The following is a 16,369-nucleotide window of genomic DNA, read 5'->3' as shown; positions in this document are numbered from 1 at the left end:
TCTATTTTAAAAATTAGGAGTTTTGATTTTTTTGAATGCGGAAGATAATAATTTGTTTTTTAATGGTCTGATGGAACTCACATGTTGCTGAAAATTATTTTCATTCGTGTTTGTGTGCGGAGCAACATGTTCGTTTCATCAGCAGTGTTCTCCTTATTTTTTTGATGATTTGATGAGATACCTCCTAACTCCTCTTTCTGTCAGCTACTTACATCACATCATTTTCTCATCAATTCATCAGTTTTGATTTTCTGGTTTTAAGTAATCCTCATCACTTTTCATTTTGATGAGCCTTTGATGAGGTTTTGATGAGAGGTTATCTTATTTATTTTCAGCAGCATAATCTATTCTCTCATCAATTCATCAAAATTTTCAAGTAAAAAATCCTTTTTCACGGTATAGAAGCGCCCGGTGCTGGTTTCCCGGGTGATATCACCTTTATTCCAAATGGCAAATTTTTCATAGGTAAGTGAGTTTTCTTTCGGGCTTAATCTCCATTCGTTTTTCAGCAACCGCCTGATTTGGGTCAGGTCGGTTTTTACCCTGGTCTGGTTGACGGCGTACATGGCATCCAACGGGCAAAAATCCAGTTCGTCCAAGTCGTATTTCTCCATGACCATTAGCAGGATATTGGCCAGCTCCTTTTCCACCCGGCTCCGGTTGTGTTTCACCAGGTTCAGCAAAGCGCTGGTTCTGATTTTTGACGGAGGAAACCACATCCGGCTGCTTTCTTCGGTACTGAGTTTCCTGCTTTTTAGAAAGAACAGGAAAGCGGGGATTTCCCGGACCAGTTTGCGCAATAAACCGGTGTCTTCCGTTTTGAACTTTGGGATTTTCCTGACCCAAAACCGTTCTTCCGCTGCATCGATTTTAATGAAGTTGTCTTCGTTGTTGCTGCACAGGATAAACTTCCCGAAGAACTCAACTTCAACTTTGTCCTTGCCTTTGGCTTCCAGTTTATTGTAGTTGGTTGTGCTGAGGTATTTGATCCGTTCGGTCAGTTCTTCCTTGTTAAAGAGGACTTCATCGATGCAAATCAGCAGTTTATTGGTCCAATCCGAATTGAACTGGCTGCCAAAACTATCGTTTGTCAGGTAGGTCAGGTTGTTTTCGAAGATGGTTTTCAGCCACTTCAGGAACGTGGTTTTTCCTGTTGACCTTTCCTTTGACACCAGGCACAGGATCGGCAAAATCTGAACGGGCTTTTGATATAACAATTGCAGGTAATCCAGGCCCAGTTCTGATTGGCTTCCAAAAATGTGATTCAAAAAACGCAGAGAAACTTCAATTGGGCCTTCTTCAGGTTTATGACTGAGCGGAGAATAGCGGTTATAGAATCCCGAGCAAACCTGTTTGAAGTTGGTATGGCTGGGAATACAGGTAAAACCGTCATACTTGGGAATTTGCCCGATGAAATCCTTTCCGTAGTCCTGTTTGATGGTATCAATATTCCACGGAACAAGGATCTGGTTGAACTCGCCGGCAATGGTCGGTGCGTTCACTTGTTTGAAATAGGACGTCCCAACCCGGATGTATGCTACCTTTTCCATACGCTACAGGGATTGCCCGAATTTCCTGTTGCTGGAAAGGGACTGGTTAAAAGCTTCTTCTGTTTCCAGGTCTTCGCGGGAAAAGCCCATCAGCCACTCATCGATGTCCTTCTTATAGAAAAACTTCTGGCGGATGTTGGCATTGCTCCCCGTTGGGATGAGTTTCTGGCTAAGCAGCTTGTAGATTTTGCTTTTCGAAAGCCCGGTGTACTGCGAGAGATCTTCAACATTGAAAACCGTCTTGTTCTCGAATAGCAGGCTTTTGATCTGTTTGAGTTCATTTAGAACTGCTTTTGAAATAATTGCTTCATTTTCCATGGCAGATGTTTTTTGATGATTACTCATGTTGCCAGGTGCAACAAATTGTCATCAGCGAATATAGGCTCGCATCTGACTGATCATCAAGAAAGTATTTGCAGTTACGGGGTAATTACGGGAGAAATACCGTCTATTTCCGAAGTGCTTTTTGAAAAGGCTCCAGGTTATTTTGGAATTCCTGTTCCTTTTCGTTGACCAGTTCCGAAAACCGGGAATTAAAACTGGCCCGGTTCACCGGTGATCCATTCAAGGTGAAGTTGGCCTCCACGAATTTAAAGAGCAGTTCCTTTTGTTCCTTTTTGAAATCCCTGATCCCGCCAACAATCAGTAAATGAATAACTCGTAGAAGTTTTTTATAGTCTGCTGCAATCCGGTTGTCGGAAACCAGTTTGAAATCGATTTTACTTTTGGGCTGAAGGTTATTGAGCACAAGGTTCAGGTTTTCACGGTCCGTTTCTGAAAAGCCCAATTCTGAAATGAGGATGCCATTCATGTTGGAGCGGGTGAAATGAAAGCACGAGTTGAGTTCATTGGCTTGTAAGCGTTTTGCTTCGTAGTATGCCCCCATTAAAACCAGCATAATGAAGAACACAACGCTTAACCCAATGGAATACATAATCGCTTTTTCGGATGGATATCCCAGTCCCCACAATACCGTCAAAAAAATTACCGTCAGGAAAATCCAAATAAAAAGAATCATGGAGGTATGGTTTCGAAGGATCCTGTAATAAAGCAGCTTCCTGATCCTTAAATCCAACAGGTACAAAATCTGGCCGGCTTTGCGTATTAGTGCATCCATTTTCCTGTCATTTTTGTTTTCAACAGCCCTGGTTATGAAGGATTAAACTTAATAAATAAAATAAATGCAGTCAAATGAAAATTGCGCCGGTGTATGGTTTGGTGGATTTTGGGTTGAATTGGGTGGGGGGTGGGAAATTTGGAGAATAGGCAAGCTACAACCATACGAAGATCATCGCAGCGAGAATGATTTGATAATAGCCGAGAATCGTGAGACTATATTTGTTGATGAAATTATTAAAAACCAACAACGAATTGAATAAAAAAAATTGGGCCTTGGAAGCTACTTTTGAGGCTGTAAAATTAATCCTGAAAAAATAAGAAGGTAACCTCTGTTTTTTCACGTTAAATAACATATGATGCTTTTTTTATTCTTTTTGGTCGTCACGACTTCCAAACTGTTTGGAAAGAAACAAAAATTAAGTGTGCTATGTTTTAAAACACAGTAGTTTATGTCAAAGATATTAAGAGGCTTCTACTGTCCTTTAGCGCTTCTGCTACAACCTGATCCATATTGTAATACCGGTATGATCCAAGTCTTCCCCCAAAATGAACTTGTGGGAGCTTCTTCGCTTCTTCTTTGTATCGTTGATAAAGCGTATTGTTTTTTTCGTCATTTATGGGATAATATGGTTCAAGTCCGTCTTTAAAATCAGCTGAATATTCATAAGAGATGAAAGTGTCCTTCTGTGTCCCAAAGTCGAAATGTTTGTGTTCTATAATCCGGGTATACGGCACTTCTGCATCGGTGTAATTAATAACGGCATTGCCTTGGTAATTTGATGTTCCGGTTAAAAGTTTATGCTCAAACTGTAAACTTCGATATTCCAGCTTGCCTAATTTGTAATTGAAGAATCGATCTATTTCACCCGAGAAAATAATTTTCCTCGCCACCGTCATCCAATGATCCCGATTTTCCAGGAAATCGGTTTTTAGATGAACTGTAATATCCTCTAACAGTCTTTCTATAATCACATTATACCCACCTTTTGGAATTCCCTGAAATGGATCATTGAAGTAATTATTGTCAAAAATAAACCTTAAAGGAATTCTTTTGATAATAAAAGCCGGTATTTCAGTGGCCTTTTTTCCCCACTGTTTTTCAGTATATCCCTTGACAAGCTTGAAATAAATATCTTCTCCAACCATCTGCAAAGCAGCCTCTTCAAGGTTTGCCGGGAGGGCACCTTTATGTCGGGCTGTTTGTTCCTCAATTTTGAGACGGGCTTCAGCAGGGGTTTTTGTCCCCCAAAGTTGATAGAAAGTATTCATGTTAAAAGGAAGATTGTAGAGGTTTTCTTTATAAAAGGCCATAGGAGAATTAGTGTACCGGTTAAATTGAGCAAATTGATTCATGTAATCCCAGATCTCCGGACTGGAAGTGTGGAATATATGCGCGCCATACCAGTGAACCTCGATGTCATTGACATTTTTGCAGTAAAGATTTCCACCAATATGGTCCCTTCTCTCAAGAACAAGACATTTAAACCCCTTTTTCCTGCATTCGTGAGCGAAGACTGCTCCATATAAACCTGAACCTACAATAAGAAAATCAAACATTTCAATTTTGTTTATGAGTATAAACTTGTATTAGGATGTATTAGTTATCGAGAAACAAAGATTAAAAAAATATTTTTTATCATTCTGGTAGTATATAATATGACTGTTGTTTTTTATCCTAACTAAAGTTAACTATTTACGATGTATTTCTCTGTGCTAATGCCAACCTATAACCAAGCCTCTTTTATCCGACGTGCTATTGTCAGTCTGCAAGGCCAAACCTATGGCAAATGGGAGCTAATTATTATCAATGATGGCTCCACCGACGAAACGGAGTTTTATGTCTCGGATTTTCTTAGCGATAAGCGAATTCGTTATTTTAGAAATGAAAAAAATACGGGATTGGGAGCTGCCCTTAATCAAGGACTTATTCAAGCGAAATATGACTATATTGCTTACCTGCCTTCTGATGATTATTACTTTGAAAGTCATTTGGAAACATTGGCAGAAAAGTTTGCCGAGTCTCCCGATATTTCGTTGACATTTAGTGGCGTTAAATACGAGACTTCTGATACGATGTCTTTCTCTGCCAACCAATCGTGTATTACAATAAAAAAAGGTTATTGTCTCCAGTTGGTGCAAACATCACATCGAAAATCAAATCACAAATGGTTGGAGAGGAGTGAGTGGGTTACGGAAAACCTGGCTTCTATGTATTGGCATAAGTTACTTAGAGATGGAATATTTGCTCCAACCAGGAAGGTAACCTGTTATTGGACTAATCATCCCCATCAAAGACATAAAATTTTAGGTGAGAAATATGGTGGGGGCTTAAATTATTTCAGGAGCTATTATGGTGTATCAGAACCAATAAGGCTAAAGGTTTCAAAATATAAATTTGTTGATGAGGAAAAGCTCTATGGTTCTTTTAGAAAGCAGTCCCAAGCTATTGCACACTCATTAAAGATATTGATTGTTGGCGAACTGGCCTACAACCCGGAACGAATTTACGCATTGGAAGAGGCTGGTCATAAGCTATATGGATTATGGGTTCAAAAACCCTCTTTTAGCTTCAATACTGTTGGGCATTTGCCTTTTGGACACGTTGAGGATATTCCTTATCGCGACTGGAAAAACAAGGTCGAAGAAGTAAAGCCGGATATTATTTATGGGCTGTTGAATTTTGGAGCAGTCCCTCTTGCCTATGAGGTTCTTACAAGTTGTCCGCAAATCCCTTTTGTTTGGCATTTTAAGGAAGGGCCTTCAGTTTGTTTGCGACAGGGAACCTGGAATGAGTTACTTCATTTGTATAGCCATGCAGATGGGAGGATATATTTGAATGAAACCATTCGGATATGGTATGAACAGTTTATCCCCTCATCAAATGCGTCCTATATATTGGATGGCGATTTGCCGAAAGCCGATTATTTTACAACTAACTTCTCACCAAAGCTGTCAGCTAAAGATGGAGCCATACATACCGTAATTGCGGGAAGAATGGTCGGCATATCTACAAAGGACCTTCTGGAACTATCGAAAAATAACATCCACATCCATCTTTATACAGAGAATTATCATGACTCGAGAGAAAAGCAGATTAATGAATACAAAAGAGTGGCTCCCAGTCACTTTCATGTCCACCCGCATTGTTCCCATTCAAACTGGGTAAAAGAATTCTCACAATACGATGCAGGCTGGCTACATAGTTTTGAGAGTCAAAATCAGGGAAGCCTGATGAAAGCTTCATGGGACGACCTGAATATACCTGCCAGGATAAATACATATATGGCAGCCGGACTTCCTGTTATTCAAAAAAATAACAAGGGTCACATTGTTGCGACAGAAACAAAGATCAAGAAGTTTGACATTGGAATCTTATTTAAAGATTGCGAGGATTTATGTTTGAAACTCAGAGATCAGGATTTGATGGAGAAATTAGCATGCAACGTTATGGACAAAAGGATGCTATTCTCGTTTGACTATCACGTTCCTGCCTTAACTTCCTTTTTTAGAAAAGTTATCGAACAAAAAAAGAATTGACATGAAAAGATTATTACAGAAAATCGCCAATACATTAATGATAAATATTCAAGATATTTCTCAGGTTGGACTGTTTGAGGGGAGAATAGGCATAATTGTCTTTTTTTATCACTATGGTCGATTCATAAAACAGCCAATTTATACTAAGGTCGCAGATGAAATGCTTGACGATGTTTTCACGGAGATACAAGATAATAAGCTTCCTATCCTTTCGCACGAATTATTTGAAGTTGGCATCGGCACCAACCATTTAATCAAAGCAAATTTCGTAGAAGGTGATCCTGATGATATTCTTTATGACATTGACCAAAGACTACAAACCTCTGTTTCGAATAATAAACCACCCGAAAATACACAAATGCTTTATTGGTTATGTCGGTGGGACAATAGACAGTCTCAGCACGACTGGCTTCAGGATCTAATTGTTCAGGTGCTTGAAGGAATCAACAAACATCTGGATAATTCAACACAAGGTTTAGCCTATTACAACTGTGTTGTTTTCTTGCTGACTCGACTGTGTGTATCAGGCTTTGAAAATGAAATAGTTAAAAATGTCTTAGTCAAATCTCTAAAATGCTTGATTGGAAAAGACCTTTCCAGTTTTCCAAATGAAGATTTAATAATTTTCAGAAAGCTTTTGAAGAACGTAGATAGTTCAATAATAGAGCGATCAACTTTAGTGCAAAAATTGGAAACAATGATGAAACCCGAAAAGAAGGAATATGAAATAGAAAATATCTGGCAAAACCTACTCTATTTGCCAAATGAGAGTCCAGCAATCGACCTCAAAGTTGCCAATGAATATTTTAACGCTATTATTACTGATTTGACCGTATCTGATCTTTTTTTTAAAAGAGGCTTGACCGGTCTTGGTTTGGGGTTGATCAAAGATGCGATAATGTTTACCGAACATAAAGGAAGTGTAAAGAATTGGCTCTGCTTCTTTAAACTAAACGTTGAGTTGGAGAAGCAAATGAGTTAAAATTTTATATAGAATCATAAAAGAACCGGGTCAGGCTCGCCCCCTTCGCCGGTTCCATAAGCATAATAACCACAAATCAATGTAGTTGCCGGCAAAGATACACAAGAAATACGATCAGCAAACAGGAAGAATCTTTTTACCTATTTGTCATGGCTAAGCCTGGTGTGCCGTGTAGTCAACAGGCCGATTGGTTAACAAAGTCCTGCGATAGTGGAAATTAAAAAACGAATTATCAATCCATAAAAATCTTGTTATGGAAAAGAAAAAGTTGAAAAGATTAGAATTGAAGAAGCAGAGAATTGTAGAACTCAACGATGTTCAACAGTCAAATGTTGTGGGGGGTACTAGCCCTATTACAACAGTTACGTATTCTTCTAACTTGTGCGTAGCTACTATTTCTGCAATAGTCGGTTCTGTTATTGGCTATACGATCGGAGGTGGTGATGAACCACCAGCTCAACCATCAGATCAGTTAATCTATACCGGACCAAATGGAGAGCCGATATGTGAAATAACGGGAGTTGATGTTTATGGCTCTGCTCAATATTGTTAAATACGCATGACAGGGTGGAATATTCCATCCTGTTTTCATATTTCGAATCACACGTGTTATGAAAAAAAAGATATTATCTATCATTATATTTCCATTATCTGTATTCTTTTTGTCGTGTACCTTGAATGAAAATACTGATTTGTCTTTTCTCGGAAATTATAATGATAAAGAATTAGAGCATTTTATTATGACTGGATTCGTTAATGAAAAGTTTATCGTTAAATGGAAATCCGAAATGAGAATCGAAGCAGCCGGTCTCTTTTATGAAGAAGATATAAAAATGATCGATGATTTTATTGCGTTAATACATAGTTTAGTCCCTAAATTACCTATAATGAGAGTTAATTCTAACGGGAATGTCAAAGTTGACTTTAGTGATCCACCCAAAGGCTATTCGGCTTTGACTAGACGAAAATGGACTGCCCTGGGTTATCTTTACAAGTGTCATGTTTGGATATCCCCTATAAATAGTGGGGGCACTCGAAAGAAGCTTTTCTATCATGAAATGATGCATGTTTTAGGATTCGATGACCCCGATCCACTTATATACCACAACGGAGTTCTGGGTTTTCCCCCTGTAAAAACTTTTGAAGAACGAGATTCTTCATTAGAACATTTTGAGTTAAAAGAGCTGGCGAAGTCTGCAATAGAAATATTGTACAACGAGAATGTTAAGGGCAAAATGAATAAAAGAAGGTTTACAGGTGTCATAGAACACCTTCAATCGCAAAAATGTATGAAAAAGCCTCCTTCAACTAATAATGTCATTCATGATCAATAAAATCAGTGATATTGCTAACGAGGTGACGAAAGATAATTTGAGACAGATTGGGCTTCTTGAAGGGGAGATAGGAAAGATCTTGTTTTTGTCTGAGTATTTGAACTTTCAAGAAGATAAAAACATTACAAATTATTTAAATCAATCTATACCGAGGGTTATAGGGGAAATTGAATCCAGACCTTATACATATAATTATGCGAATGGTCTTTGCGGCATATTAACAGCATTTTGCCTGATAAACAAGACGTTGGAGATACCATTAGAGGTAACCTATGACACAGATAATCAAATGTTTTCAACTTTTAAAAAGTCGTTGAAGCCAAATAACTATGAATTCCTTTTCGGGGGACTCGGGTATATGTTTTATTTCTTGAATCGCCCTGATGACGTAGCAGTTCCATTTCTCGAAGAAATGATCAATGATTTACTAGCATTTCGCAACAAAAATGGACATGGTATATTTTGGAAATCATATCATAGGGTAACTTTTGATAAAAGCTACGTTAACCTCGGATTAGCACATGGAATGGCCGCAATAGTCGGAATTATGGCAGAGACTTACTTCAAATATCCCAATTTTTGGCACGCAAAAAGAATAGTCGAGCAAATCTACCAGTTTTACTTAAGTAACGAGAATCACACGAGTAAAAACACCTCTTTGTTTGCTTATGGTATATCTTCCAAAAATCGAATTGATAAAAATTGTCGTTTAGCATGGTGTTATGGAGATGCTGGAATCGGTATAACTTTCCTAATTTCCGGCAATAAAATAGGTAATACGGAAGTCTACGAATTCGGCAAAGAGATTCTTTTACATTCTGCAATCAGGAGAGATGTCTCGGACAGTCAGGTCGATGACCCATATTTTTGTCATGGAAGTGCTGGACTGGCTATAATATTCTTAAATGCGTATAAGCTTACTAAGGACAAACGATTTGAAGAAACAGCTTTTTACTGGTTAAATACTACGTTAAGGTTTCTTAAAGAGAAGAAGTATTCTCGCACCGGCTTTCTTACAGGGCTAAGCGGGGTAGGTCTCGTACTCTTAAGCTTTTTAAAGAATGACCATCTACAATGGGAAAAATTAATGTTGTTAAAATAGTAATTATGAATAATATAGTGATTTGCAGTAACAATGTGGTTGAGGGTTCCGTTAAATATCTTGACCATTTCTTTTTAGAGAAGGTAAGGATACCCATCGCTATTGTAGACCAGAAAGAGCCTATATTCTTAGGCGAAGAAAATGGTGGCAATCTTGTTCTGTTAAAAAAGAATGCCTTTTCTCTTAACTACAGAGACAAAGCTCTTCTTTTTGAATTCTTGAATAGGATGAAAAAACAAATGAGCGGTGAGGATGCCATGTATAGTGCTATAGGATCTGAATTTGTTGGCACAGTTATAAAAAAGGGAATTAATGTAACAGAGATAAATGTTGGTGATAGAGTAATACCCGTTGCACCCTATCCATTTCACTTTAATAAAAGTTTACTTCCTGGAATACCATCAAATACATCTTCTAAGCGCTATCAACTTTTTCATAAGGACCAGTTAATCAGAATTCCAGAACATATGCCTGATGAAATAGCGGCTGCTTTTACCATAGCGGGACATACGATCTATAATATTAGAGAGAAAGCTCAAATAAGAGAAAAGGAAAATATATTGATAACATCATTGAAATCAAACACATCACTCATATTTGCTGAAGCTATAAAAAACTTGGACTGCAATGTATATGGGCTAACGACAAGTGATAATTTTGGTGAAGAATTTGAAAGGCTAGGGGTCAAAAAAGTTTTTAAGTTGGAAAAACATCTTACAAACCTGATGCACTCTCAGGAAATTACACAGTTTGTAAGACAAACTGGAGGTTTTGATGTTGTCTTTGATCCTTTCTCTGATTTGCATTTCGGGAGACTGATTGATTGTATGGGCTTTAATTCTAGGTATTTGACATGTGGTTTCTCAGGTCAGTGTAAAACAGTTGAGCAAAATAACAACGAATATATTGGGAAAACACTACCCGAAGCTATTCCGTATTTAATTATAAAAAATATATCACTCATTGGGAGTTGCTTAGGAGAACGTAGGCACCTAAAGCAAGCTATTAATGATTATATATCTGGCAATTTTAACATTCCAGTCGACAGTGTAGTGTCTGGTCCGGAATTGTCATACTTTTTTGACCGTACATTTAATGACCCTGCCCGATTTGGCAAGGTAGTATATAAATATGATGACTAATCCAAATTACTGATATGACAAGCGTAAGCGAGAAACTGTTTACCGTCGATCTTATAGATCATCGGTGTTTTATAGAAAGTATGAGTCATAAACTCACAAGCAGTTTAATCCTCTTAATGATGGGTGGTTTTTTATCGGTATAGCTACTATTTCTGAAATGTAGCAAATATATTGAGATCAAAAATCAGAGATGCGAACTAAACAATATAACTTTTATTCTTTTTATTTGAAAACAATGAGTGGCAAATTTAAAGCAACTTTTCAAAAATTTCATTCATTCATTTTTAGAACATCTATTTGTCCTTTGAATATTTTGAATGAAGAATGTACTACAGTTGACTCTTCATGGGCAAACAATAGCATATTTCACGAAGCCACATTTTTAGCTTCACCAGTATTGACTAACGAAATTCAACCGGAATTAGTAAGAAAGAAGGCAAGTATTAAACTTCTAAAATCGCGAATTTCCTTATTAAAATATTATGTACGCATGCATACCCGTTGTACACCTTTTGGTCTTTTTGCTGGATGTGGCGTTGGAGAAATTGGACAACATAGTTATATTGAGCTTGCAGAACTGAATAAATTCAAGAGCAGCACCCGCCTGGATATGAGCTATCTTTGCGCTTTAATTCAGGATGTCTCCAAAACTGAATTGATAAAAAATCAAGCCCGATACTATCCTAACACCAGCCTTTATGAATCGGGTAAAGATTTGCGCTATACGGAATATCATTTTTTTAAAGCCAAAAGGAAATTTACTTTGTCACAAGCGGAGCAGACTGAGTATTTGCAGAAAGTTCTGCAAAAAGCAGCAAATGGGGAAACGATTGACGGCATGGCGAATTTACTAGTTGATGAAGATATTACCATTGAATACGCCAGGGAGTATATTAATGAGCTAATCAATAACCAGATTCTAGCCAGTGAATTGGATCCGTCTGTTACGGGAGATGATTTGTTGACACAATTCATTGGTAAGCTGGAAGATTTTGATGGAACAGAAGAAATAATCTCTTCGTTAAAGGAGATTGAAGCTTCATTACAGAATATAGATAACAACCCTATTGGCAGACCGATTGCCCTTTACGAAAGCGTAAAAGAACAGCTTAAACCATTCGAAACCAACTATGATGAAAAATACCTGTTCCAGTCAGATTTATTTGTAGCACCCAAACAAGCATCGGTCAGTGATACGATATGTAATACCGCTTATCAGGCTATCAAAGCCTTTAACCGTTTAACCCCTCCATATGAAAATCCATTGTTAGAAAAATTTCGGAAAGACTTTTATAAGAAATACGAAGATGAAGAAATATCTCTACTTCAGGCCCTTGACGTTGAAGCCGGGGCTGGATTCGGAAAAATAGACGGACAGAACGGAGATATAGCGCCGTTATTGGAGGGAGTATTTTTTGCCGGTCAGCAATTCATTGTACAGGACATAAAAATCACACCGGTACAACGGATGCTTCTAAAAAAATACGATGATTTTCTAAAAGATGGTCAGACGAAGGAGATTAGAATTACCGATCAAGATTTAGAACCTTTTCCTGAAACTTGGGATGATTTGCCTGATACGATTTCCGTCATGATCGAGGTGATTCGAACAGAGGAATGCTTTGAAGACCCACTTATTACAATGGGACAGGCAGGAGGATCATCCGCATCCAGCTTGCTGGGGCGCTTCTGCTATTTGGATGAAAAAATTCATAAGCATGTAAAACAAATAACAGAAAAAGAACAGGAACTAAATCCGGATAAGGTTCTGGCGGAAATTGTCCATCTGCCAGAATCCCGGATAGGCAACATATTAATGCGTCCCGTGTTACGGGAATACGAAATCCCATATTTGGCTAATCCTTCGGTTGGAAGCAATGTTATCCCGTTAGCGGACTTGATGGTCTCAGTTCCCCACGGCAAATATATAAAATTGTGGTCAAAACGATTGAATAAAGAAGTTTTACCCAGACTTTCCTGTGCACATAACTTCCCTAGCAATTCATTGCCCGTTTATCATTTTTTATGTGCGATGCAAACACAAGGGTTACGAAGCTGGATTGGGTTTAACTGGGGCCCAATCTTGGAAAGTAAACCCTTTCTGCCACGAGTTAGATACGAGAACAGTATTTTCTCTCCCGCGATATGGAATATAGTTCCTGATGATACAAAACAAGTTCCGAAAATAGCAGATAAACATTTCCACAAAAGAGCTTTAGAGTTCAAAAAGAAAAGAAACATACCGGACAAAGTTTTATTGGTTCAAGGTGATAATAAACTACTGATCGATTTTAACCATGAATTATCTGTTCAGATGCTATTCTCTGAGGTTAAGAAAAAACCTTTCAGGCTCGAAGAGTTTTTATTTGATGACCAATACCCATTGGTAAAAAGGGATGAAGAGGTATTTACCAACCAGGTGATTTTGAGTTTTTACAAGGACAAAAAGCCGACCAATGAATAATGAAGTACAGAGAAGGTTTATTTTAGGTGATCAATGGGCATATTTTAAGATTTATTCAGGCCCTAAAACTCTGGAAACCATTTTGACTCGGGAATTACATCAGGTTGTGACGGAGTTGTTTCAAACTAAAATAATTGATAAATTCTTTTTTATCCGATATACAGATCCTGATTATCATTTGAGAATCCGTTTTCATTTGCGGGATGTGTCTAAACTAAATGTGGTGATCAGGCTTTTAAATAACAGTTTAAAATATTACTTGGACAACAGGTTGGTCTGGAATGTTTCTGCTGATACCTATAGCCGAGAACTGGAAAGATATGGGAAACTAACCATAACAGAAATGGAAAGCCTGTTCTGCTTGGATAGTTTAGCAATCGTTAATTTTTTAAAGGAAACCGAAGAAGCTGGAAATGATCTAATCAAGTGGTTGTGGGGTGTAAAGTGTATGGATGTATTACTGGAACAATTTGGTTTATCATTATCAGACAAGATAAAATTCTACAAAATGCTCAATGATGGTTATTCCTCGGAATTTCAAATAAATAAGTCCATGAGAATACAACTGGATAAAAAGTACAGGAAGGAAATAAAACACATAACCAATATTATTGATTTAGAAAATGGGAAAAACTTTCCGGGGTTAGGACATATTTCGGGATATATGAGTAGTGCCCAGCCAATAATCCAAGACATTGTGAAGATATCTGATCAAGGGAAAATAGAAATGCCCCTGAATAACTTGTTGTCCAGTTTGGTTCATATGCACTTTAACCGTTTGTTTCGGACCAAACAGCGGATGCATGAACTGGTAGTATATTATTTTATGTGCAAGTTTTATAGTTCGCAGGCAGCCAGGTTACAGTATGGAGTTGAAAACAAAGTTAATAAATGAAAAGGTTCCCTCACTATAAACAACCTGATGCCATGGACTGTGGTCCGACTGCCTTGCGGATTGTGGCCAAATATTATGGGAAACACTATAATCTGCATGTTTTACGAGAGCTGACGTATAAATCTCGCGAAGGAGTTTCTTTATTGTCGTTAAGCGACGCTGCTGAAAAGATCGGATTTCGAACGCAGGGCGTGCGCCTAGGATTTGAGCAGTTAGAAGAAGCAACATTTCCTTGCATTCTGCACTGGAATCAAAACCATTTTGTCGTAGTCTATAAAATTAGATCAAACAGAAGTGGAGCTGTCGTATTTATTTCTGATCCGGCTGTCGGGTTGTTACAATATTCCAAAGATGAATTCCTGAGATGTTGGGCCAGCACTAAAGAGGACGGAGAACAAAAGGGGATTGCCCTGTTTATGGAACCAACGCCTGATTTTTATAGTGAGAAGGGGGAAAAAGTGAATAAAGCGGGGTTTAGGTACCTTTTGAAGTATATTAAACCTTATCGTAGATTAATTTTGCAACTCATACTCGGTTTTCTGACCGGAAGCCTGCTGAGCCTGATCCTGCCTTTTCTTACACAAGCCATCGTTGATGTGGGGATTGCAACCAATAATCTGAATTTTATTGTGCTGGTACTGGTTGCACAATTAGTCCTAACTATAAGCCAGACAGCAGTAGGATTCGTCCGTAGCTGGATTATGCTCCATGTCAGTGTGCGGGTTGGCATTTCTTTGATTTCAGACTTCCTGATTAAACTTATGAAGCTCCCCATCCGGTTTTTTGACACAAAAATGATAGGAGATCTCAGGCAGCGGATAGATGATAACCAGCGGATCCAATCTTTTTTAACGGGTAATCTGATCAGCATGTCATTTGGCGTGTTCATGTTCATCATTTACAGTTTCATCATGGCATACTATGACTTGCGGATCCTGTTAGTTTTTTATGCCGGTAGCATCCTGTATGTCACGTGGATTCTATTGTTCCTGAAAAGAAGAAAAGAGATTGACTATAAACGCTTTGCTGTTTCGGCTGACAACCAGAGTAATATTTACCAGCTTATTACCGGCATGCAAGAAATTAAGTTAAACAGTTGCGAAAAACAGAAACGCTGGGAATGGGAACGAATACAAACAAGTATGTTCCGGGTCAGTATAAAGGGATTAATGTTGCAGCAAAACCAGCAGGCAGGATCGGTGTTTATCAACCAGGCCAAGAATATTCTAATCTCTTTTATATCAGCCAAGGCTGTGATCGAAGGCGATTTGACCCTGGGAATGATGGTGGCGGTTCAATACATTATAGGACAACTGAATTCCCCTATCAATGAATTTATCGGATTTATCCAAACCGCCCAGGATGCAAAAATAAGTCTGGAACGTTTAGGGGAAATTCATGAACGCGAGGAAGAGGAACCTGCTGATATGCAAAAGATAGAAGAACTCCCTGTGCAATCGCAACGCACACTGAAAATTGAAAACTTATCGTTTCATTACGAAGGTCCCCGATCACCCCGGGTATTAAAGGATATCAACCTGACTATTCCCGAAAATAAAATCACTGCAATTGTGGGCGCGAGTGGGAGTGGTAAAACTACATTATTGAAACTCCTTTTGGGTTTTTACCCGCCCAATGAGGGGAAAATCAGTTTGGGGGACATCGAATTTCAACAATTCAGCATGGATATGTGGCGAAAGAAGTGTGGAACGGTCATGCAGGACGGCTACATCTTTTCTGACACCATTGCCAATAACATTGCAGTCGCTGATGATATCCCGGACAAGGACAGACTTTTTCATTCCGTAACAACAGCAAATATCAGAGAATATATAGAAGGATTGCCACTTAGGTATAATACGAAAATAGGGCAGGAAGGGGTTGGTTTAAGCCAGGGACAGAAGCAGCGGATATTAATAGCAAGGGCAGTGTATAAAAATCCTGAGTTTCTTTTCTTTGATGAAGCAACTAATGCGCTGGATGCCAATAATGAGAAGGAAATCATGAGTAACTTAGATGAGTTCTTTCAAGGTAAAACTGTAGTTACTGTTGCCCATCGGTTAAGTACTGTAAAAAATGCAGACCAAATTATTGTGTTGGACAAAGGTGAAATTACTGAAATAGGTACCCATAGCGAACTAGTTGACCGAAAAGGTACATACTATAATCTGGTAAAAAACCAGTTGGAACTGGGAAGTTGACAAGTTCTATCGATGCCAAAATTAAACCATGAATTTGAAAAGC

At 38.3% G+C, this 16,369-nt stretch carries 14 protein-coding genes; 10 read left to right on the top strand and 4 right to left on the bottom strand.

The window, feature by feature from the left end; translation table 11 throughout:
• Window positions 1–344: 344 nt before the first annotated feature.
• The 3 genes from NC99_RS17935 to NC99_RS17925 all read right to left on the bottom strand — a co-directional run bounded on the left by NC99_RS17935 (window position 345) and on the right by NC99_RS17925 (window position 2,667).
• A complete protein-coding gene (locus NC99_RS17935; protein ID WP_053187035.1) occupies window positions 345–1,550 on the bottom strand; it encodes a primase-helicase family protein in 1,206 nt (401 codons plus the stop codon).
• Window positions 1,551–1,553: 3 nt separating this feature from the next.
• Window positions 1,554–1,868, bottom strand: a complete 315-nt coding sequence (locus NC99_RS17930) for a helix-turn-helix transcriptional regulator (RefSeq protein ID WP_162231255.1) — start codon at window positions 1,866–1,868, stop codon at window positions 1,554–1,556.
• 130 nt (window positions 1,869–1,998) lie between these two features.
• Window positions 1,999–2,667 carry a hypothetical protein gene (locus NC99_RS17925; RefSeq protein ID WP_053187029.1) on the bottom strand — a complete coding sequence of 223 codons (669 nt, stop codon included), beginning with the start codon at window positions 2,665–2,667 and terminating at the stop codon, window positions 1,999–2,001.
• 64 nt (window positions 2,668–2,731) lie between these two features.
• Here NC99_RS17925 and NC99_RS21990 point away from each other — a divergent pair, with 64 nt between their 5' ends.
• Window positions 2,732–2,929: a hypothetical protein gene (locus tag NC99_RS21990; protein ID WP_157625050.1), complete on the top strand. Its 198-nt coding sequence runs from the start codon at window positions 2,732–2,734 to the stop codon at window positions 2,927–2,929.
• A 187-nt stretch (window positions 2,930–3,116) separates the two neighbouring features.
• Here the strand turns inward: NC99_RS21990 and glf are convergent, their stop codons facing one another.
• Window positions 3,117–4,226, bottom strand: coding sequence for a UDP-galactopyranose mutase (gene glf / locus NC99_RS17920; RefSeq protein ID WP_053187025.1), 1,110 nt, complete (start codon window positions 4,224–4,226; stop codon window positions 3,117–3,119).
• A 159-nt stretch (window positions 4,227–4,385) separates the two neighbouring features.
• Between glf and NC99_RS17915 the strand changes: the two genes are divergently transcribed.
• From NC99_RS17915 to NC99_RS17875, 9 genes are all read left to right on the top strand, one after another.
• Window positions 4,386–6,206: a glycosyltransferase family 2 protein gene (locus NC99_RS17915; RefSeq protein ID WP_204375048.1), complete on the top strand. Its 1,821-nt coding sequence runs from the start codon at window positions 4,386–4,388 to the stop codon at window positions 6,204–6,206.
• Window position 6,207: 1 nt separating this feature from the next.
• Window positions 6,208–7,188 carry a glycoside hydrolase family protein gene (locus NC99_RS17910; RefSeq protein WP_053187019.1) on the top strand — a complete coding sequence of 327 codons (981 nt, stop codon included), beginning with the start codon at window positions 6,208–6,210 and terminating at the stop codon, window positions 7,186–7,188.
• Window positions 7,189–7,441: 253 nt separating this feature from the next.
• Window positions 7,442–7,741 carry a class I lanthipeptide gene (locus NC99_RS17905; RefSeq protein WP_053187016.1) on the top strand — a complete coding sequence of 100 codons (300 nt, stop codon included), beginning with the start codon at window positions 7,442–7,444 and terminating at the stop codon, window positions 7,739–7,741.
• A gap of 58 nt (window positions 7,742–7,799) precedes the next feature.
• Window positions 7,800–8,522: a hypothetical protein gene (locus NC99_RS17900; protein WP_053187013.1), complete on the top strand. Its 723-nt coding sequence runs from the start codon at window positions 7,800–7,802 to the stop codon at window positions 8,520–8,522.
• Window positions 8,512–9,624 (top strand): lanthionine synthetase LanC family protein, encoded by a 1,113-nt coding sequence (locus tag NC99_RS17895; RefSeq protein WP_162231254.1) that lies wholly within the window; start codon window positions 8,512–8,514, stop codon window positions 9,622–9,624. The genes NC99_RS17900 and NC99_RS17895 overlap by 11 nt, the downstream gene beginning before the upstream one ends.
• A gap of 5 nt (window positions 9,625–9,629) precedes the next feature.
• Window positions 9,630–10,766: a quinone oxidoreductase family protein gene (locus NC99_RS17890; protein WP_157625048.1), complete on the top strand. Its 1,137-nt coding sequence runs from the start codon at window positions 9,630–9,632 to the stop codon at window positions 10,764–10,766.
• Window positions 10,767–10,956: 190 nt separating this feature from the next.
• The gene (locus tag NC99_RS17885) at window positions 10,957–13,230 is read left to right on the top strand and encodes a lantibiotic dehydratase family protein (protein ID WP_082326559.1); all 2,274 of its coding nucleotides are present in this window, start codon (window positions 10,957–10,959) and stop codon (window positions 13,228–13,230) included.
• Window positions 13,223–14,125 carry a thiopeptide-type bacteriocin biosynthesis protein gene (locus NC99_RS17880; protein WP_053187001.1) on the top strand — a complete coding sequence of 301 codons (903 nt, stop codon included), beginning with the start codon at window positions 13,223–13,225 and terminating at the stop codon, window positions 14,123–14,125. The genes NC99_RS17885 and NC99_RS17880 overlap by 8 nt, the downstream gene beginning before the upstream one ends.
• Window positions 14,122–16,326: a peptidase domain-containing ABC transporter gene (locus NC99_RS17875; RefSeq protein ID WP_053186998.1), complete on the top strand. Its 2,205-nt coding sequence runs from the start codon at window positions 14,122–14,124 to the stop codon at window positions 16,324–16,326. The genes NC99_RS17880 and NC99_RS17875 overlap by 4 nt, the downstream gene beginning before the upstream one ends.
• Window positions 16,327–16,369: the final 43 nt, after the last annotated feature.

Origin of the sequence: Sunxiuqinia dokdonensis (assembly GCF_001270965.1) — a bacterium.
Classification (GTDB): Bacteria; Bacteroidota; Bacteroidia; order Bacteroidales; family Prolixibacteraceae; genus Sunxiuqinia; species Sunxiuqinia dokdonensis.
The sequence above is the reverse complement of the archived record's forward strand: the minus strand, read 5'-3'. Positions and strand labels throughout refer to the sequence as shown.

Bases quoted from the DNA above. Each gene is read 5' to 3' on its own strand.
- NC99_RS17935 (WP_053187035.1), bottom strand. From the start codon at position 1,550: ATGGAAAAGGTAGCATACATCCGGGTTGGGACGTCCTATTTCAAACAA.
- NC99_RS17930 (WP_162231255.1), bottom strand. From the start codon at position 1,868: ATGGAAAATGAAGCAATTATTTCAAAAGCAGTTCTAAATGAACTCAAA.
- NC99_RS17925 (WP_053187029.1), bottom strand. From the start codon at position 2,667: ATGGATGCACTAATACGCAAAGCCGGCCAGATTTTGTACCTGTTGGAT.
- NC99_RS21990 (WP_157625050.1), top strand. From the start codon at position 2,732: ATGCAGTCAAATGAAAATTGCGCCGGTGTATGGTTTGGTGGATTTTGG.
- glf (WP_053187025.1), bottom strand. From the start codon at position 4,226: ATGTTTGATTTTCTTATTGTAGGTTCAGGTTTATATGGAGCAGTCTTC.
- NC99_RS17915 (WP_204375048.1), top strand. From the start codon at position 4,386: ATGCCAACCTATAACCAAGCCTCTTTTATCCGACGTGCTATTGTCAGT.
- NC99_RS17910 (WP_053187019.1), top strand. From the start codon at position 6,208: ATGAAAAGATTATTACAGAAAATCGCCAATACATTAATGATAAATATT.
- NC99_RS17905 (WP_053187016.1), top strand. From the start codon at position 7,442: ATGGAAAAGAAAAAGTTGAAAAGATTAGAATTGAAGAAGCAGAGAATT.
- NC99_RS17900 (WP_053187013.1), top strand. From the start codon at position 7,800: ATGAAAAAAAAGATATTATCTATCATTATATTTCCATTATCTGTATTC.
- NC99_RS17895 (WP_162231254.1), top strand. From the start codon at position 8,512: ATGATCAATAAAATCAGTGATATTGCTAACGAGGTGACGAAAGATAAT.
- NC99_RS17890 (WP_157625048.1), top strand. From the start codon at position 9,630: ATGAATAATATAGTGATTTGCAGTAACAATGTGGTTGAGGGTTCCGTT.
- NC99_RS17885 (WP_082326559.1), top strand. From the start codon at position 10,957: ATGCGAACTAAACAATATAACTTTTATTCTTTTTATTTGAAAACAATG.
- NC99_RS17880 (WP_053187001.1), top strand. From the start codon at position 13,223: ATGAATAATGAAGTACAGAGAAGGTTTATTTTAGGTGATCAATGGGCA.
- NC99_RS17875 (WP_053186998.1), top strand. From the start codon at position 14,122: ATGAAAAGGTTCCCTCACTATAAACAACCTGATGCCATGGACTGTGGT.